The sequence below is a fragment of the Secundilactobacillus muriivasis genome (genome assembly GCF_054785195.1).
The window spans coordinates 80,481-100,229 of sequence record NZ_BAABMI010000011.1; the positions used below are offsets into that span (position 1 = coordinate 80,481).

Genomic DNA, 19,749 nt, shown 5'->3' on the forward strand with positions numbered 1-19,749 from the left:
AGCTCATTCACCGTTAGTATAAACGTTTGAGTCCACTCCAAGTCAACCACTAATTTGGGGTTGGCGTTAAGACGATTTTTTGCCGATGCACCGTGCCACTTGCTAGTGCTTGATGGGCCCAGGCGGCATCCGCAAAGGATTTTAACAACACCGTGTCTTCCAATAACTTACCGTCAGCAAAGCAAGCGTTCAACTGGGTAGCAGCAATCGCCAGTTCTGTCTGTGTAGCGTGGCTGATCACAAATCCATTTAGCCGTTGGCGACTGGTGTAGAACTGCCGCACCGCAAACTGAAACTGGTTGTCCGCTGGTGCCGTGATCAACGTCACATCTCCTGCTTCGGCCAGCAACGCCAAGTTATCCTGTAACGCAACCTGTCCGGAGGTATCGACCACGTGATCAACAAGTTCTGCGACACCATCCGCTAAATCAGCGTGGTAGTCCAAGCACTGATCACTGCCCAACTGCCGCAGCTGGGCAAAGTCTCTTGGTGCTGAGGTTGTGATCACGTGCAAGCCCATTATTTTGCCAAGGGTCACAAACTTTCGACCAACGTGTCCCGCTGCCCCTTCGACCAACAACGTCTCGCCAGTCCGTGCATGCATTTCAGCATTTAAAACGATACTAGCTGTCGCCGCTGAATGCACGGCCGCGACTAATTGAATCGGGTCAACGCCCGCAGGCACCGGATAAAGCCGCTCAACCGGTACCGCAACTTGGTCACTGGTAACGCCGGGACGGCCATCATAGCCCATCGAATTCGTCCACACTTGCTGACCAATCGTAAACTGGGTCACCGCCGAGCCACACTGCAAAACCGTACCGACCATATCGCGACCTACCACGTGCGGTTCAGCTAATGCCGTTTTAAAGCCACCGCTTCGCACAAATGTATCCACATGGTTAACCGCCACCGCCAGTACCTGAACCAAAACGTCATTCGGTCCCACAACGGGTGCGGGAATGGTTGCCAGCTGAATCACCTCAGGCCCGCCCAAGGTGGGGAAAATTGCTGCCTGCATCGTCAGTCATCTCCTATTAACTATCATTAATCTTAGTGTAACACTTTAACCCTTCACAACTATCAACCACCGTTACCCTTTCTTAACTTCCACTTAAGTTACCGTTAAGCTCCACCGATTATAGTATGGATATTGAATCAGCCAAGGCTGATATCCCTGAACTGAAATCGGAGGTTCCGCTTATGATTACGACAAATACCATTAAAACCTATAACTTAACTGCCATGTCACTTCCCTTCGTCCTCACCCTCGTGTTGGACCCCAAACAAGCTGACGCCATGCCTAATCCCGGTGCAATCGTTGACCAAGTTGGTGCCTTCCTAAAACAGGTCGATCAGGACTTCTCGGCATTTAAACCCACTTCCCTCGTCAGCCGCTTCCAGCGGGGTGAACTCGCAGAAGATGAGTATACCGAACAGTTTAAGGAAGTCCTTGACCTTGCCACTAAAGCCGAAGCAACCACGGATGGCGCTTTTGATCCGTACTATAGTGGTAAATACGATCCGACCGGGATGGTCAAAGGCTGGGCGATTGAACAATCCTTCAACGCCTACCTCGCACCGCTTATTCGTCACCAACGCGTCACCGCCGCCGTACTCAACGGTGCCGGCGACATGCGGTTTGGCGTGATGGCTGGTTCCGATTTTATCTGGAACATCGGCATCGGCGACCCCAACGATAGCGAGCGTATGATCTATCAACTCGACATTCAAAACGGTGCCGTGGCCACTTCTGGCATTGGACCCCAAGGCAACCACATCAGCCTTAAGGGCTTTGACGCCACTTTAGAGCAAGCTACCATTATTTCGGATAACCTGATTGAAGCCGACGTCCTCGCCTTGGCCGCGGTAGCGATGGGCAAAGAGGCGTTCCTAGCGTTTTCGGAAACCCATGAAGCAAACGGATTGTTGGTGGATCAGAATATGACGGAAATTGAACTATAATTTTAATAATGAGCTGAGTCCTCGGACGTGAGTAATCACGCTTGAGGACTTTTTTGTTGTAGCCCTTTACTTATTGTTTGTGTTCAACGTTAGTGTTGGCTGTTTGTCATCGCTTCGCTCGCCAAAGCCGCATAAAAACCGGCGCTCTCAGGCTACAAAATTCGGCGCCACTTAAACTGTTATTTCTAGGGTTCCTGACATTTCAGGAACTTGTCAATCACGCGCTTTCTGGCCACTACGCCGAATGGTGCTGCGCGAGGCAAAAGTCTATGTGTAACGGGCTCTAAGCCAAACTACCAAAACCCGGTAGTTTACCTTAGAGCCCGTTACACGCCGACTTCTGACCGCCTCGCTCCGCACACTTAATTTACTTATCAAGCGATAATCGCCTAACAGTTATAAGTCGCGCCCGACATGTGTATAATAAGGCTAAGAAACCCTAATTTAACCTCATTTAACAATGAGTATCTCGAATTCAAAAAAACAACAAAAAAATGAACCCCCGCTCGTCCCGAATTCACGGTATGCTTACATTAACGTAAGCGTTCGTTATTCGTCGCTCAGCGGACAACTACACTTATGTTATTTGTAAGGAGAATCGCGATGTACTTTGACTTCTTATTAAACAAGAATGACCGAATCTGTCTTGCCATGTTACGTCAATTTTCGCAGCTATCAGTTCCAACGATCGACCGGCAAACACTGCTGACGGACTATGACATTACTAATTTCCACCTTAATAAATACTTTGAATCAATCAACGAAGACTTAGCTGCCGTTTCTGACGATCAACCCTGTTATCTTGATGAAGCCGTTAAAGGGGTTTTTCATGCTCATCATTTGACCACTTACATCGTCCAGAAAGTGACACTCATGTATCTAAAGCGGGCAACTGGTTATCCAGTGTTTGAGTTCCAATTCTTCTACGACCAGATTCAGACGGCGGCCGATTACAGGGACGCCCACTTCATTACGAAGCCGGTATTTTTCCGGTACGCCAAACAACTGAAACAGGCCTATGAAGATGAAGGGTTTTACGATATCGCCGGCGTGGCGCAGAGTGAAGAGTTCGTGATTCGCTTACGACTTTTCCAACTCTACTACACCACCTTTTCTGGTATCGAAGCCCCCTTTCCCGAACTTGATGACTCAGTCCAGCGCTTGATGGATGCGTGCGTCCCCTTCTTTAGTGAGTCTCTCTCACCCACTCAGGAAGTTAAGCTCAGCACGCTCCTCAAGATCTGGTTGCTTCGGTTACGCAACCAAGCGACGATTCAAGCCGTTGAGTTAGCTTATAACCTTCGTGACGAAACCTACCACGCACTCTTCAAGCAACTTCAAACCGTTCTGCCCTCAGACATCGCGCTGTCCGAGGCTGAACAAGATTACGTGTACAGTTTCTTGCTCACCCAGGGCTTTATCGAACTTAACGACGCCACAATCACCGCCGCGTTCCCACTGGCTGCCAAGATTACCCAACAATTCGTTGACTTTATTAAGGACCAACACTTCATGGAAGACACGGTGCCGCTCAATCACCTTGATTTGACTGGCCAACTGTTACGGGTCAACCTGCAATTCACCACGTTTTACATGGAACCGACGACCTTTATCAGTCCGGATCAGATTGATTTTTTCCGGGAGCTCTACCCGATTTTCGATCTGTTGATTCGCGATTTCATTAAGCAGTTGCGGCAAACTTCTGCTTTTCGTTTCAGTCCTCAGATGGTGGTGAACCTGTACTTTAGCTACATGTTTGCTATGATCAATACCATCCCTACCGAGGCGATGAAGGATCGCATCTATGTCTGCGTTGACTTCTCGGAAGGCGTGCTTTATGCAAACTACGTCATCCGTTCCCTAGAAGGTTTCAATCACGCCCACATTGTGGTTCAACATCAACTCACTGAAGCCACTGACATCTATATCTCCGATTTTCACGCACCAAAAGTATCACAGCCACAAGTCATTTGGTTAGATCCCCCCACCCCACAAGATTGGTCGGATCTAGCGGACCTGATTCTTGCTCAGAAGCAGGCGCGGCTTACAACTCTCTTTCCGGGACATGACTGGTCGGAATCGTAAAGGAGGTTTCCGTTATGCAAGTTAAACCTAGTCAAGTCATCAGTGGTATCGGGGCAACGCTCAGCCTCCTACTTCTGAACAACTTAGTCAAAACAACTCAAGTACAAGCTGACCCAGTGCCATCAACAACAACTGTGACGTCAACGCAAGTGTCAGATGCTGATCCATTTACCTTGGATGCATTAACAGACTCACTGCAACGTGACACCACGGTTTCATTGACCAACAGCAACGACCACATTCACGCCTATTTAACTCACGCAAAACAACTTAGCAATCATCAACTTGTGATCAGTCAGCGTAGTCAGTACATTGGGTTAGTTGATACTAGCGATGACTTTAGCTTCGTTAAGTTTTGGCTTAGCGAAACGGCTAATGGGACTTCTTATTACCACGACAAAGTTCGTCACGTGACGATCGACGGTAAATCCTATGCTGCCATCATCATCCCGAACCATATCCTACTGGAAGCTCACCGCCGTTACATGCAAGACGGCAATCCCGCCTACATTAACGTCAACCACCATATGACTGAGTTAACCGGCTTTGACGCCCTCAGCTTGCCGTTCGTTGCAGAACCACTCCAGATCGTTCTGCCAACGATTAATACTCAGGCTAATCGTCAAAGCGCGTTAACTCACCTTGTCGGCCAAACCGTTAACTTAGTTGATTCCGATCAACGGGTTTTCGGCACCTACCAACTCAAAGCTTCTGACATCGTGTTGACTCACGATGACACGAAGGCCGGGACTTACTCGTATCGACTCTCCGATACCGGGTTGACCCACGTTCAAGCCGTTTTGGCACAGCTCAACCAAATTACGGCAACGCATAACGGGACGTACTACAGTCTCGATACCAACGTTACTGGTCACGTTACCCTAACACCTAATCCCACAACGACTGATTCGTCGCACGGTAACGGTGGTACCACAATGAGTAGCAGCTCCGCGTCAACGACTAGTGCGTCAGGCTCATCAACGGCAACTAACGCCAACACCAACAGTGGCGCTGATAGTAGTTCAGAATCGACTACCTCCAATAGTCATTCCGAAACCACCACATCAACTTCTGCCAGTGAGTCGACCACGACCTCGTCAACTAACGAGACGACCGGTAACAGCTCCTCGAATCGCGCTAATTCGGGAAGCGATACTGCAACGACTAGTGCCACCCACGTGACCACTAGTTCAGAAACAACGCCAAGTGTGAGTTCCTCAACCCACACAACGGCTAGTGAGCCGTTACCCGTTGTGTCTCAATTGATCAACACAACCTTTCCAACGCTCACAACTGGCACACTCCCTGTCACTCCTGATTTAGTCACCACGCTAACGACGTCGTTTCGCTCAACGACGTCTAATCCGGTCGCCCGGCCCGCTCAGCCGACGACTCCCAAAGCAGTGACCACTTCTGGAACGACAACTACCCAGTCAACAACGTCGTCTGACCGTCAAACGCCAGTCACGGTCTCCACAGCTACCCCACGAACCGGCCTCGCTACCGTGCTTTACATTAACGCGGAAACTGGTCGGCCGATTGCAAGTGAAGCCTTTACCGGTACCATCGGGGAGGACATTCCCTTTGACACGTATCAGTACATGGCCAATCTTCAGCAACAAGGGTACTACGTGACCAGCAATGGCACGAACGGCGACGCTCAGTTCCAATCGACACCTGGGGTCTACAAAGTCCTCATGCGTCAACAGGCACAATCTGCTAATCCAGTTGGGACAACTGCTCAGTCTCAACAAACACCCCGTTCTCAAACAACTGTAACGGAAACCACGCCTCATCAGTCCGGTGATACCACACCAGCGCCAGCAACCACGACGCACCATCGGACTCGGCTCAAGGCCAAGAAACTAGAACGCGTTGCATCGCAACCCGCCGTCATGGATGACACGGATGCGATTTTAAGTAGTGCTGCTGGCACGCTCAGTGACGATAGCCTGATTCATTCCCAATTGGGCGCGTTCTTTGTCAGCATTTCCGGCAAAATCAACTTAGGTTATCCCGTAAGTTGACCCGCCGAACGTAAAATACTTATCCAATCTGGATCGAAAAAACCACGTGGCAGCGATCAATTGGGCGTGAACTTCCACCTAATTTTGCGCAAACACGTGTTTTTTCATTGTCTAACTAAGTTGAGAGGTGAATCAGAACGATGTACACATTCTACGGCCAGCCAAAGTTTGCTTTGGCTGATTCAAAAACCGCCATCGGTTACGAATTATTCATCCGTGAATATCAAGGTGATCGGTGGACCTTACCAGATGACTTTGACACGATCACATCTGCGACGATTGAAACGCTACTCAACAAAACGGTTCAAAAGCTACCGACCACGACGACCCTATTGTCCTTTAACCTAGAACAAAATCAGTTTGTGGATCCCGAGTTTGCAGCAATGGTCGCACGGATTCAAGCAACGACCAGTATCAACATCTACACCGAGTTGACTGAACGCAAGAACCCTAATGTAACCGACGAGCAATTGTTCGAAGCTGCAGAACGGTTCGAACGGCTTGGTCTACTCGTCTGCATTGATGATGTTGGGACGGCGTACAACACCCCAAGCCTAGTGGGGAAGCTTGACGAATACGTAGACGAGTACAAATTCGCGCTCCAAAACCTTCGCCCCTTCAAAACGATCCAAGCGGTTGTGCCACAAATTAAGTATTGGTACGCGCAGGCTAGCAAGTTATGTAAGACGCTGGTAATTGAAGGCATTGAATCTAAGGAAGAACTTGAATTTTTACAACAGTATTTCCCCTGTGATATTGTTCAGGGCTATTACTTGGGTAAGCCCAGTCTTCTAGAAATCTAACGGTTGGGTGATCCACTAACTTAACGGCAAGTTGACCACCCGACCTCAGTATGCAAAAACGGTTTATCACCGACTAACCTCAGTGATAAACCGTTTTTTAATTTTTGTAATCTATTGGTGATCATTCAGCCTGCCGCTGTAACGTTTTACCTCGTAATGTAATTGCGTTACGCCCGTTATGCTTTGAGGTGTAAAGGTATTTATCAGCCCGCTTAAACGCATCCAAAGCCGTTTTATCGTTCGGTTGCACCCGCTCCTCACCCATCGAAACGGTGCAGGAAAACGGCGCGCCTTGATCGAACCGAAACGTTAACTGACTCACACTATCTTGAATGTGGCGCGAAATGCGCTCGGCTTCGCTTGAATCTTCGGCAATCGCCTGCAAAATAATCGTAAACTCCTCGCCACCGGTTCGATAAAGACTTGCTTCATAAGGGAGTTTAGCAACCACGTCCTCAATACACGCAGCGATTTGCTTCAAAACCGTGTTCCCCATTAAATGACCATAGGTATCATTGATATGCTTAAAGTGGTCAACGTCCATTGCATAGATGGCATAGCGTTTACCAGACTGCCGAAACTGAATGAACCGCGCTTCGAGATCACTGCTAAACATGCGAAAATTACGTAATCCCGTTAAACTATCGTACTTCGCTTCGTGTTCAAAGAGCATTGACGTTGCCGTCATCTTGCTTAATCCACGACTATACTCATAACTCACAACCGATAGAATTAACATTGCGACCAGCTGTCGAACCCAAGATTCAACATCTTGTCCCGGTAACGTTAACGCAGCAATTCTTAAAACAAGCACCGTAACAGTCACAAACGCCACGGCATTGACCCATCGCAATTCAAATATCTGTTTCGCAAATTGATGAATCCCAATTTCGACCAGTACTAGCACCAAGAATAACCCGAACGCGACCGCATTAAACGTACTCATCGCGCTCGATAGCCATAGCGTGGTTAAAACTAGCGTTGTTCCTAATTGCCACTTAGAGCGAACTTGCATCGTTAACCCGTACAACGCAATAATTTCCAGGTTCATGTACGACCAGTGCATTCCCACAAACTCCTTAGATAGAAAGAAGTTCGACCAAGATTCCCCGAATAAAAAGAGCATGACAATAATCCCAAACATAATTTGACAAGCTGTTCGGTGTTTTAAAATAAATTCATTTTTAGACTGTTCCTTGATCCAGATAAATACGGAGATCAAGCCCAACAACACGATGATGTTCGTCACCACGGTGGACACGTAGGAAACCGCCACTAATTGAAAACTCATAGATTAATGTTCCTTTGCTTATGAACTTGAGCACTTACTCACAACGTTTAGCATACCATATAACCGATGGTAAGATAACCTAATCTTTCCAAACACTTCACGTCCCAGTGTATAATTAAGGATAAATGCTTCAAGGAGGTTCCCATCTTGTCACACTTTTCTCGTCGTAAATTACTGGGCTTTCTCGGTGCGCTTTTAATCGTCGTTTTAGCGCTGTGGGGCTGGCAAACTTACTCTCGCCATCATCAGCTAAGCGCCTTTAAGCAACAACATCCCGTCGAAAGCAGCATCGTGATTGGTACCGCCCGAATTACGCCATTTAAAAATCAAATTACAGTGCCCAAATCCGCAACTGGCAGCCAACCGGTTCATTTCCAATTGGCACTGACAACGCCTCGAAATGCCGCTAGTCACCGGGTTGCCGCCCTGACCTTTCAGACAACCGATGCCAAAGCCCAATTACAGTACCGTTATAAAGCCCAAACCGTTCATATTAGCGTTCGCCAGGGTTCGGCTCAGTTGACGAATGTCTATGACTTGAATAGTAGCGGTAGTAAGTTATTACTGACGCATCAACAGTTTAACGGTGCGCCCTCCGCTCGGGTGAAAACGCAATTGCGAACTGAGGCTAAGCGGTATGAGAGTCATTTGAATTGGCTTACCCGGAATGTGTTGTCGTTTGAGAATCAGCGGTTGTTGGCGGAGCGTGTTTCGGGGAAGTAGGGTTTGTTGGTATTGGCGCTAAAAAAACAGGTGATGGGTTGGCATCATCTGTTTTGAGGTTTTTTAAGTTTGAGTTTGCTATGTGCAGTTTTAGATTGTGGTATTTCGTTGTGGCTGATATCACTGAACTGATTTTCTGTCCTTGAGCCGAAACGTGCTCCACAAGGCAGAGAGCTATGTGTAAGGTAACTTCAGTAAAACCGCCCAAAGCCCGGGCGCTTTCACTGAAGTCACCTTACACGTCGCTCTCTAACCGCCTTGTTCCGCACTCTGTGGCTGATATCACTGAACTGCTTTTCTGTCCTCGAGCCGAAACGTGTAAAAAAGGCAAAGAGCTGCATGTAAGCCACTTCCACCACAACTCCCAAAGCCCAGGAGTTATGGCGGAAGTGACTTACACTCCGCTCTTTAACCGCCTTTTTTTACACTCTAAATCTTTTGCTCCACATCCCCAATTTCCACCTTCAGCACCTTACGCACCCACGGGAACTTGGCCTTCATGGCGTCGAATTCAGCGCCGTCTTCGATGAAGCTGCCCTTGCCGTGAATGTGGAATCCGGCGCCTGGGCCTTGGGTGCCTTCAACTTCTTTGGTACCTAACGTTAACGTCACGGTGTTATCCGTTTCAAAATCGTGTTCGATACTGCGCATGCCGGCTGCGGGAGCCAACAAGTAGCCGTCCTTGACCGTTAAGTAGGACATCCAAGTGTTCACGATACTAGCTGGCGCCGCGTTGATCGTTACGATCGTCACAACACCTTCATGTTTGAGTACTTCTTCAAATTTTTCGTTCATCTAAAAATGCCTTCTTTCCAATGTTTGTACCAACCGAACATCAGTACCCTTCCAGTATATCAAATATAACAATATAAAACGATTAAAAAATAGACTATTTTATATTATAATTTTATATAAATTGAGGTGACCTACTTTGAAAATGATTATCGCACCCGCTAAGAAAATGGTGATCGATACCGACACGTTTGCGGTGTTGAGCCAACCAGAGTATTTAGCGGCAACTCAACAGATTTTAGACGTTTTACGCCAGTTTGATTACGAGGCGGCCAAGGCCCTCTGGCACTGCAGCGACAAGCTTGCACGCCTCAACTACCAATGGTTGCAGCAAATGGCACTTAACGACCACCAAACGCCGGCGCTTCTCAGCTATACCGGCATCCAGTACCAGTACATGGCCCCCGACCTCTTCACGGCGCCAGCCCTCGACTACGTTCAGGACAACTTGCGCATTCTCTCCGGCTTTTACGGGATCCTCCGTCCCTTCGATGGCGTAGTCCCTTACCGGCTCGAAATGCAGTCGGCACTATCCGTCAACGGCACACCAAACCTATACGCATTCTGGGGTGATCGCCTTTACCAGTCGCTAAACTTCAACGAAGGTCCCGTGGTCAACCTTGCGTCACAGGAGTATGCCAAAGCCATTCGGCCGTATTTAAAACCTGGTGAACGCTTAGTCGACGTTGTCTTCGGCAGTCTCGTTGATGGTAAATTAAAGACCAAAGCCACCCTCGCTAAAATGGCGCGTGGTGAAATGGTACGCTTCATGGCAGAACATCAAGTCAATGACGTTGCCGAGGTGACTCAGTTTGATCATCCCGACTACCGGTTCGATGAAGCGACCTCAACTGAGGATCACTTAGTCTTTGTCCACAAGTAATGATCACTAAAATAACCGGCATCAAGCGCCTTCCAGACTAAAGGCGCTTAATGCCGGTTATTTATTTGCAAGCCAACCCTAGTCCAAGTCGTAAGGAGTGCTCACAACCTCGAATTAACGCTGTTCATGCTTCTCGGAAACCGGATCAAATAGCTTTACCGGTCGGCCAATGTAATAGCCTTGAATAATATCACAGGGATAGTACTGTTGCACAAAGTCTAATTCGGCAGCCGTTTCGACCCCTTCGATCGCCAACACTTTATGGTGTGAGGCGGCTAGCTCATACCAGTATTTTAGTGCCGGCTCAACCGCTTTGATGTCGTTAAACGGCCGCAAGTTCTGCAGGGCAAACTTGTACTCGTCAACGTAATCATCTAATTGCAGCACCAAGTTGGTTTGGTTATCACCAGTGCCAACGTCATCAACGCAAACCAACAACCCGAGATGTTTAAAATACTGACTGGCGCAAATCAGTTGGTCTGCCGTGACCGTTGGACTATTCCGTTCCGTTAATTCGGTAAACAACCGAATCGACGTCTGTGCTTGAACGCGCGCAACCATCTCCGCATACTGTGGATCAATAAACTGCGTCTGTTCAAGATTAAACGACAAGAGCGTCGTTTCCGCTGGTAAAATTTGTAACGATCTTAATAGTAGCGATTCCAACGTCGTCGCTGAAATGGCTTCAAAATCCTCTGGGAGGATCCAATGGCCGCCGCGATACTCACGAATAAACAGTTCGTACCCGATTGCCAGCTCCTGCCCCTCAGTCATCGAAAACTTTGACTGTCCAAAAAAAGTGAACACCGCACTTCACCCCTTAACGGCTCACTACGAATGAGTTTTGTTAGATTTCACCAATTCTACACTAAAATTATACTTTTTATCGTAACCGGTTACAACCGTCATTTTATGACTAGTTGCCGTTATTTAACCGAATTATTGTATAAACGTCCTCGTATATGCCTTTTTGTAGCAAAATTTATGCATAATCAATCGATTTTAATTTCACTGTTTCTTTACAATTATCATTTCATACCCGAACAATTAGACTATTCATTCAAATTCCGTTTGTATTTAAACAATCTATTATCATCATCATTTATATTAGCTTCATAATGTTTGGCGTATCGTTAATTAACTATCATAATATAACACTCGCAACCCTTTCACAGTTTTTCAGTAATATACAATCGCTTGATTCCTCAAATAACAAAAAAAGCGAAGGCCCCGCTGGATTCCGAATCGAAATCCGCGGGGCCTTCACTTTTTGCGTCCTTTAACACTTAGTCGTCATCAAATGATGTTACTTTTCATCCTTCCGACGCCGTTTGCCAGCTAAACCAAAGGCTGCTAATAAGCTAGCTAACCCAAGGCCAATCAAACCACTCGTTTGCGTTTGATCATCGCTAGTTTGTGGAAGCGTTGCTTGACCATCGGCATCAGTCGCAGCGTTCGCATCCGATTGTGATTGTAACTCATCGGTTGCGGTTGCAGTGGCGTTGGCCTTAGTCGTTACTCCGGTTGACCGTCCAGTTGATGTGCTATCAACCGTATCAGCTTCAACCGTGTTGTTCAACGTGGTTTCGCTATCGCTACCTTGACCCGTTGTCTTGCCAGTTTGACCACCCTTAGTTGCTGAAGTGGTCTTGCCTGACTTAACGGTCGTATCGTTAGCTTGGTCGGTCGTAGTTGCATTTGGCGTGGTACCCGTTGTCGCGTTTGCATCACCATCAGTTGTTGCATCGTCAGGCGCTGCCGGTACCGTGGCAACCGGAATAGCAACCGTTCCTTGCGTCGTATTGCCGTTAGCGTCCGTTACCATCACGGCTAACTTAGAAGCGCTCATGCTTACTGGTAAGTTCGTAAACGTGAATTTACCATCCGTCCCGGCGGTTACCGTGTGACTCGTGCCATTGCCATCGGTGATTGTCACCGTAGCACCCGGCGTGGTCGTACCGGTCACCGTGGCAGTGCCGTTGTAGTTAGTCCCATCAGGCAACGTCAGTACTGGCGCCGCCGGAACCGTCACCTTAACTTCACTGTGGTTGCCAGCAGCATCCGTTACCGCCACCGTCAACTCACCACCATCGGTAGAAACAACCACGTTTGGTAGTGTAAATGCACCAGTGTCATCGGCGACAACCGTGTGGACGTTACCGTTAGCATCCGTTACCGTGACAGTTGCGCCAGGAGTGGTCGTACCGCTGATTGTAGTAGCGCCATTGGTATTTACCGCTGGAGTCGTTGTAACCGTTGGAATGCCAGCTACCGTAACTTCAGTTGCAGCGCTGTTGCCATCCTTATCGGTCGTCGTAATCGTCAGCTTACCACCATCAGTCCCCGTTGGCACATCAACCGTGTAGTTACCGTTGTCGTCAACTGTTGCTGGATACTGTTTGCCGGCTTCATCGGTAACAACGACCGTGTTGCCAGGAACAGTTGTCCCACTGATTGTTGTCGTGCCATCCGTGTTCTTGGCTGGATCAGTGGTTAAGGTTGGCGTGCCGGCAACATCGACTTCGGTACTCTTGCTGTTGCCGTCCGTGTCAGTCGTCTTGACCGTTAACTTACCACCATCCGCATCCACTGGGACGTCGACCGTGTAGTTGCCGTTGTCGTCAACTGTTGCTGGGTATTCCTTACCGGCTTCATCAGTGATGACAACCGTGTTACCTGGGGTGGTTGTCCCACCAATCGTTGCCGTACCGTTGTCGTTCGTTACTGGGTTAGTGGTCAAGGTTGGGGTTCCGGCGACATCGACTTCGGTACTCTTGCTGTTGCCGTCAGTATCGGTCGTCTTTACCGTTAACTTACCACCATCGGCATCTACTGGGACATCAACCGTATAGTTGCCGTTGTCGTCAACCGTAGCTGGGTATTCTTTGCCGGCTTCATCAGTTACAACCACTGTGTTACCTGGTTCAGTTTTACCCGTTACTGTCGTTGTGCCATCGATGTTCTTGGCTGGATCCGTCGTTAATGCTGGTGTACCGGCGACGTCTACTTCGGTACTCTTACTGTTTCCGTCAGTATCGGTCGTCTTAACGGTTAATTTGCCACCGTCTGCGTCTACCGGAACGTCGACTGTATAGTTACCGTTATCGTCAACCGTAGCTGGGTATTCTTTACCAGATTCATCGGTCACAACGACCGTGTTGCCTGGTTCGGTCGTACCCGTTACTGTGGTTGTGTCGTCTACGTTCTTCGCTGGATCAGTCGTTAATGCTGGCGTACCGGCAACGTCTACTTCGGTACTCTTACTGTTACCATCCGTGTCAGTCGTTTTGACGGTTAACTTGCCACCATCGGCATCTACTGGAACGTCGACTGTGTAGTTACCGTTATCGTCAACCGTAGCCGGGTATTCCTTGCCAGATTCATCAGTCACAACTACTGTATTACCTGGTCCTGTCGTACCTGTTACCGTCGTTGTACCATCGATGTTCTTGGCTGGGTCCGTCGTTAATGCTGGTGTACCGGCTACATCGACCTCGGTACTCTTACTGTTACCATCTGTATCGGTCGTCTTGACCGTCAACTTACCACCGTCGGCATCAACTGGGACATCGACCGTGTAGTTACCGTTATCGTCAACCGTGGCTGGATATTCTTTACCAGTTTCATCAGTCACAACAACCGTGTTGCCCGGTTCAGTTTTACCCGTTACCGTCGTTGTACCATCGATGTTCTTGGCTGGATCAGTCGTTAACGCTGGCGTACCCGCAACATCTACTTCGGTACTCTTACTGTTACCATCCGTATCAGTCGTTTTGACGGTTAACTTACCACCATCGGCATCTACTGGAACGTCGACTGTGTAGTTACCGTTGTCGTCAACCGTAGCGGGGTATTCCTTACCGGCTTCATCAGTCACAACAACTGTGTTGCCCGGTTCAGTTTTACCCGTTACTGTCGTTGTACCGTCAATGTTCTTCGCTGGATCAGTGGTCAACGCTGGCGTACCCGCAACATCTACTTCGGTACTCTTACTGTTACCATCCGTGTCAGTCGTTTTGACGGTTAACTTGCCACCGTCTGCGTCCACTGGCACATCGACTGTGTAGTTTCCATCCGCATCAACTTCGGCTGGGTATTCTTTGCCGGTTTCATCAGTGACTACCACTGTGTTACCTGGTTCAGTTTTACCCGTTACCGTCGTTGTACCATCGATGTTCTTGGCTGGATCCGTCGTTAATGCTGGCGTACCGGCAACGTCTACTTCGGTACTCTTGCTGTTGCCATCAGTGTCGGTTGTCTTTACCGTCAACTTGCCACCATCCGCATCAACTGGGACATCGACCGTGTAGTTACCATCCGCATCAACTGTAGCTGGATATTCCTTGCCAGATTCATCAGTCACAACGACCGTGTTGCCTGGTTCGGTCGTACCCGTTACTGCGGTTGTGCCGTCTACGTTCTTCGCTGGATTAGTCGTTAACGCTGGGGTCCCGGCGACGTCTACTTCGGTACTCTTGCTGTTGCCATCAGTGTCGGTTGTCTTTACCGTCAACTTGCCACCATCCGCATCAACTGGAACGTCGACTGTGTAGTTACCATCCGCATCTACTTCGGCTGGGTATTCCTTGCCAGATTCGTCAGTGACTACCACTGTATTGCCCGGTTCAGTTTTACCCGTTACCGTCGTTGTACCGTCTACGTTCTTCACTGGATCAGTCGTCAACGCTGGGGTCCCTGCTACATCAACATCAGTACTCTTACTGTTGCCGTCAGTATCGGTCGTCTTGACCGTTAACTTACCACCATCGGCATCCACTGGAACATCGACTGTGTAGTTACCATTATCGTCAACCGTAGCTGGGTATTCTTTACCGGCTTCGTCAGTTACAACAACTGTGTTGCCTGGTTCGGTCGTACCCGTTACCGCGGTTGTGCCGTCTACGTTTTTGGCTGGATCAGTCGTTAACGCTGGGGTCCCGGCGACGTCTACTTCGGTACTCTTGCTGTTGCCATCAGCGTCGGTTGTCTTTACCGTCAACTTGCCACCATCCGCATCAACCGGGACATCGACCGTGTAGTTACCATCCGCATCAACTGTAGCTGGATATTCCTTGCCGGCTTCATCAGTCACAACAACTGTGTTGCCTGGTTCGGTCGTACCCGTTACCGTTGCAGTTTCATCTACGTTGGCAGCTGGAGCCACAGTCAGCGCTGGGGTCCCGGCGACGTCTACTTCGGTACTCTTACCGTTACCATCCGTGTCAGTCGTTTTGACGGTTAACTTGCCACCATCGGCATCCACTGGAACGTCGACCGTGTAGTTACCATCCGCATCAACTGTAGCTGGATATTCCTTACCGGCTTCATCAGTCACAACAACTGTGTTGCCTGGTTCTGTCGTACCCGTTACCGTTGCAGTTTCATCTACGTTGGCAGCTGGAGCCACAGTCAGCGCTGGGGTCCCGGCGACATCTACTTCAGTACGCTTACTGTTACCAGCAGCATCAGTAGCTTTCACCGTCAATTTACCGCCATCAGCGCCGACTGTTACTGGAACAGTGTAGTTACCACTGCCATCGACCGTTGCCGTGTACGTATTGCCATCGGCATCCGTCACGGTTACGGTGCTACCTGGTGTTGTGGTCCCGGTAACGGCAGTCGTGCCGTCAACGTTCTTAGCATCATCTGGGGTCAAATCCGGTGTAGCGGCAACCGTTACATCCTTGGTCGTCACGTTACCCGTTGGATCAGTAGTCGTCACTGTCAGCTTGCCACCATCAGTTCCAACTGTTACCGGAACAGTGTAGTTGCCATCGGCATCGACTGTGGCTGGGTAGTTATTACCCGCCTCATCGGTCACAACGACGGTGCTACCTTTTGGCGTAGTCCCTGTGATCGTTGTCTCGCCATCCGTGTTGATTGGTGTCGTTATCGTCACTTCTGGTGTTGCTGGTACCGTCACCGTGGTTACCGTGCTGTTGCCAGCCGGATCAGTAGTCGTCATCGTCAGTGGTTCACCTTCAGCGATGGTTGCCACAGTCGCAAAGCTGAATTTGCCATCAGCATCCGCCGTTGTTGTTACAGTTTGACCATCGTGATCCACTAACTGGACTGTTGCGCCCGGAGTCGTCGTTCCTGTAACCGCTGCGTTGTTATCCTGGTTCGTGACTTGCAAAATTGTCACCATTGGCGTACTGTCCGCAGTCAACTTCTTGCTGGTGCTGTTACCATCAGCATCGGTCGTCTTAACGGTCAAGTCACCGCCATTAGTGCCAACCGGTACATCCACCGTGTAACTGCCGTCAGCTTTGACCGTTACTGGATAAACCTTGCCAGCATCATCAGTTACCGTGACCGTGTTACCGGCATCAGTGGTACCAGCTACCGTAACGTTTCCATTCGCGTTAACGATTGGTGCAGTTGTTAAAGCTGGCGTTGGGTCCGCCGTAACGTCCTTGCTGGTGATGTTGCCATCAACATCCGTGGTCTTAACTGTTAGTGAGCCACCGTCAGTCCCAACTGGTACATCCACCGTGTAGTTACCATCGGCGTCAACTGTTGCTGTGTAACTGTTGTTGCCATCAGTTACCGTCACGGTTGAACCTGGCGTGGTCGTACCCGCAACTGTAGTTGTACCATCCGTGTTTTTAAGATCATTAGTTGTTAAATCCGGTGTTTTGGCTACCGTGATGGCTTGGGTTGTGGCGTTGCCGGCACCGTCGTCAGATTTAACGGTTAAGGTTGCGGCGTCGGTCCCGACTGGTACATCGACCGTGTAGTTACCTTTATCATCAACTGTTGCTTTGTAGCTCTTGTCGCCGTCAGTTACCGTCACCGTTGAGCCCGGCGTTGTTGTACCAGTTACCGTTGTTGTTCCATTGACGTTTTTCGCGTCATTCGTAGTCAACGTTGGCGTCTTCGCTACCGCAACATCTTGTGTTGTGGCGTTGCCGTCACCATCGTCAGATTTAACGGTTAAGGTTGCGGCGTCGGTTCCGACTGGAACATCGACCGTGTAGTTACCTTCATCATCAACCGTAGCCGCATAACTCTTGTCACCATCGGTTACTGTAACCGTTGAACCTGGTGTAGTAGTACCAGTTACCGTTGTCGTACCGTTGACGTTCTTGGCATCATTAGTCGTCAACGCTGGGGTACCAGCTACTGCAACGTCCTTAGTTGTAGCGTTGCCGGCACCATCAGCGGTTTTAACAGTTAAGGTCGTGGCGTCAGTTCCAACCGGAACATCTACCGTGTAGTTACCTTGATCATCAACCGTAGCCGTATAACTCTTGTCGCCATCGGTTACCGTGACTGTCGAGCCCGGCGTCGTGGTACCTGTTACTGTTGTCGTACCGTTGATGTTTTTAGCATCGTTAGTCGTCAATGCTGGGGTACCAGCTACCGCAACGTCTTTGGTTGTGGCGTTACCGGCACCATCATCAGACTTAACGACCAAGTTCGTTGCATTCGTCCCGACTGGAATATTAACCGTGTAGTTACCTTCATCATCAACTGTGGCTTTGTAGCTCTTGTCGCCATCGGTTACTGTAACTGTTGATCCTGGCGTTGTTGTACCAGTTACCGTTGTTGTGCCGTTAACGTTCTTAGCATCATTAGTAGTCAACGCTGGCGTGCCCGCTACCGCAACGTCTTTGGTTGTGGCGTTACCGGCACCATCATCAGACTTAACTACCAAGTTTGTTGCACTGGTTCCGACTGGAATATTAACCGTGTAGTTACCTTCATCATCAACTGTGGCTTTGTAGCTATTATCGCCATCAGTTACTGTGACCGTTGAGCCTGGCGTGGTCGTACCCGTTACCGTTGTCGTACCGTTGACGTTCTTGGCATCATTAGTAGTCAACGCTGGGGTACCAGCTACTGCAACGTCTTTGGTTGTGGCATTGCAACTACCATCATCAGTCTTAACGACCAAGTTCGTTGCATCGGTTCCGACTGGAATGTTAACCGTGTAGTTACCTTCATCATCAACCGTAGCCGTGTAGCTCTTATCACCATCGGTTACCGTGACTGTCGAGCCCGGCGTGGTCGTACCCGTTACCGTTGTTGTGCCGTTAACGTTCTTAGCATCATTCGTGGTCAATGCTGGGGTACCAGCTACTGCAACGTCCTTAGTTGTGGTATTGCCGTTGCCATCATCAGTCTTAACAGTTAAGGTTGTCGCATCCGCCCCGACTGGAACGTTTACCGTGAAGTTACCTTTATCATCAACCGTAGCCGTATAACTCTTGTCGCCGGCAGTTACCGTCACTGTCGATCCCGGTGTCGTAGTACCTTTTACCGTTGTCGTACCGTTAACGTTCTTGGCGTCATTAGTAGTTAAATCCGGTGCTTTCGCTACCACAATGTCTTTCGATGTCGTGTTACCACCAGCATCGGTCGTTTTAACCGTTAACGTACCGCCGGCAGTTCCAACTGGTACATTAGTTAACCTATAGGTACCATCTGGATCAACCGTTACGTTGTGGGTGTCACCGTTACCATCAGTAATCACTACTGTGGTGCCGGCCGTTGCAGTACCCGTTACCGTTGTCGTACCATTGTTATTTACTACTGGATCTGCAGTCAACGTTGGGGTTGCTGGTACAGTCACATCCGTGCGCTTCGTGTTGCCAGCTGCATCAGTTGTGGCGACTGTAATCTTGCCGCCAGTTGTAGCAACTGGAACATCATTCAAGCTATAGCTCCCATCTGGGTCAACTGTTACATCGTGCGTGTCACCATTGCCATCAGTAACGACTACTGTTGTCCCTGGCGTCGCCGTACCTTTTACTGTCGTGGTACCGTTGTTGTTCACTACTGGGTCTGCAGTCAACGCTGGGGTTGCCGGTACCGTTACATCCGTGCGCTTCGTATTGCCAGCTGCATCAGTTGTAGCTACTGTAACTTTGCCACCATCTGTAGCAACTGCCACATTGTCTAAGCTATAGGTGCCATCTGGGGTCACCGTAACATCATGGCTATCGCCATTACCGTCAGTAACGACTACTGTTGAACCTGGCGTTGCCGTACCCGTTACCGTCGTCGTCCCGTTATTGTTAGTCACTGGATCAGTGGTTAATGATGGCGTTGCCGGTACCGTTACTTCGGTACTCTTTGTGTTTCCAGCTGCATCAGTTGTGGCGACTGTAACCTTGCCACCGTCTGCTGAAACTGGCACATCAGCCAAACTATAAGTGCCATCTGGCTTAACTG

11 protein-coding genes are annotated in these 19,749 nt (G+C 49.2%); 6 read left to right on the plus strand and 5 right to left on the minus strand.

All coding sequences use genetic code 11. The annotated features are described in order from the left end of the window. Positions 1-49 precede the first annotated feature (49 nt). Positions 50-1,021 carry a quinone oxidoreductase family protein gene (locus tag ACYVR3_RS03240; protein ID WP_461243099.1) on the minus strand — a complete coding sequence of 324 codons (972 nt, stop codon included), beginning with the start codon at positions 1,019-1,021 and terminating at the stop codon, positions 50-52. A 182-nt stretch (positions 1,022-1,203) separates the two neighbouring features. Here ACYVR3_RS03240 and ACYVR3_RS03245 point away from each other — a divergent pair, with 182 nt between their 5' ends. The 4 genes from ACYVR3_RS03245 to ACYVR3_RS03260 all read left to right on the plus strand — a co-directional run bounded on the left by ACYVR3_RS03245 (position 1,204) and on the right by ACYVR3_RS03260 (position 6,880). Beyond that, entirely contained in the window at positions 1,204-1,965 is a 762-nt protein-coding gene (locus tag ACYVR3_RS03245) for an FAD:protein FMN transferase (RefSeq protein WP_461243100.1), read from the plus strand. Positions 1,966-2,568: 603 nt separating this feature from the next. Then, a complete protein-coding gene (locus tag ACYVR3_RS03250; protein ID WP_461243101.1) occupies positions 2,569-4,050 on the plus strand; it encodes a hypothetical protein in 1,482 nt (493 codons plus the stop codon). A gap of 14 nt (positions 4,051-4,064) precedes the next feature. Further along, positions 4,065-6,077, plus strand: a complete 2,013-nt coding sequence (locus tag ACYVR3_RS03255) for a mucin-binding protein (RefSeq protein WP_461243102.1) — start codon at positions 4,065-4,067, stop codon at positions 6,075-6,077. 140 nt (positions 6,078-6,217) lie between these two features. Next, positions 6,218-6,880: an EAL domain-containing protein gene (locus ACYVR3_RS03260; RefSeq protein ID WP_461243103.1), complete on the plus strand. Its 663-nt coding sequence runs from the start codon at positions 6,218-6,220 to the stop codon at positions 6,878-6,880. Between the two features lie 121 nt (positions 6,881-7,001). Here ACYVR3_RS03260 and ACYVR3_RS03265 read toward each other — a convergent pair whose 3' ends face one another. Then, entirely contained in the window at positions 7,002-8,171 is a 1,170-nt protein-coding gene (locus tag ACYVR3_RS03265; RefSeq protein WP_461243104.1) for a GGDEF domain-containing protein, read from the minus strand. Between the two features lie 147 nt (positions 8,172-8,318). On the opposite strand from ACYVR3_RS03265, the gene ACYVR3_RS03270 reads away from it, so the two are divergent. Next, on the plus strand, positions 8,319-8,894 hold the full coding sequence (locus tag ACYVR3_RS03270; protein ID WP_461243105.1) for a hypothetical protein: 576 nt from the start codon (positions 8,319-8,321) through the stop codon (positions 8,892-8,894). Between the two features lie 429 nt (positions 8,895-9,323). Here the strand turns inward: ACYVR3_RS03270 and ACYVR3_RS03275 are convergent, their stop codons facing one another. Further along, on the minus strand, positions 9,324-9,689 hold the full coding sequence (locus ACYVR3_RS03275) for a pyridoxamine 5'-phosphate oxidase family protein (protein ID WP_461243106.1): 366 nt from the start codon (positions 9,687-9,689) through the stop codon (positions 9,324-9,326). Between the two features lie 136 nt (positions 9,690-9,825). Here ACYVR3_RS03275 and yaaA point away from each other — a divergent pair, with 136 nt between their 5' ends. Further along, a complete protein-coding gene (gene yaaA, locus ACYVR3_RS03280; protein WP_461243107.1) occupies positions 9,826-10,569 on the plus strand; it encodes a peroxide stress protein YaaA in 744 nt (247 codons plus the stop codon). Between the two features lie 114 nt (positions 10,570-10,683). Here the strand turns inward: yaaA and ACYVR3_RS03285 are convergent, their stop codons facing one another. After that, complete coding sequence (locus ACYVR3_RS03285; protein WP_461243108.1) at positions 10,684-11,376, minus strand: EAL domain-containing protein; 693 nt, start codon at positions 11,374-11,376, stop codon at positions 10,684-10,686. A 499-nt stretch (positions 11,377-11,875) separates the two neighbouring features. After that, complete coding sequence (locus tag ACYVR3_RS03290) at positions 11,876-19,714, minus strand: Ig-like domain-containing protein (RefSeq protein WP_461243110.1); 7,839 nt, start codon at positions 19,712-19,714, stop codon at positions 11,876-11,878. Positions 19,715-19,749 lie beyond the last annotated feature (35 nt).

Excerpts from the sequence above, each read along its gene's own strand:
- ACYVR3_RS03240 (WP_461243099.1), bottom strand. The coding sequence starts at position 1,021 with ATGCAGGCAGCAATTTTCCCCACCTTGGGCGGGCCTGAGGTGATTCAG.
- ACYVR3_RS03245 (WP_461243100.1), top strand. The coding sequence starts at position 1,204 with ATGATTACGACAAATACCATTAAAACCTATAACTTAACTGCCATGTCA.
- ACYVR3_RS03250 (WP_461243101.1), top strand. The coding sequence starts at position 2,569 with ATGTACTTTGACTTCTTATTAAACAAGAATGACCGAATCTGTCTTGCC.
- ACYVR3_RS03255 (WP_461243102.1), top strand. The coding sequence starts at position 4,065 with ATGCAAGTTAAACCTAGTCAAGTCATCAGTGGTATCGGGGCAACGCTC.
- ACYVR3_RS03260 (WP_461243103.1), top strand. The coding sequence starts at position 6,218 with ATGTACACATTCTACGGCCAGCCAAAGTTTGCTTTGGCTGATTCAAAA.
- ACYVR3_RS03265 (WP_461243104.1), bottom strand. The coding sequence starts at position 8,171 with ATGAGTTTTCAATTAGTGGCGGTTTCCTACGTGTCCACCGTGGTGACG.
- ACYVR3_RS03275 (WP_461243106.1), bottom strand. The coding sequence starts at position 9,689 with ATGAACGAAAAATTTGAAGAAGTACTCAAACATGAAGGTGTTGTGACG.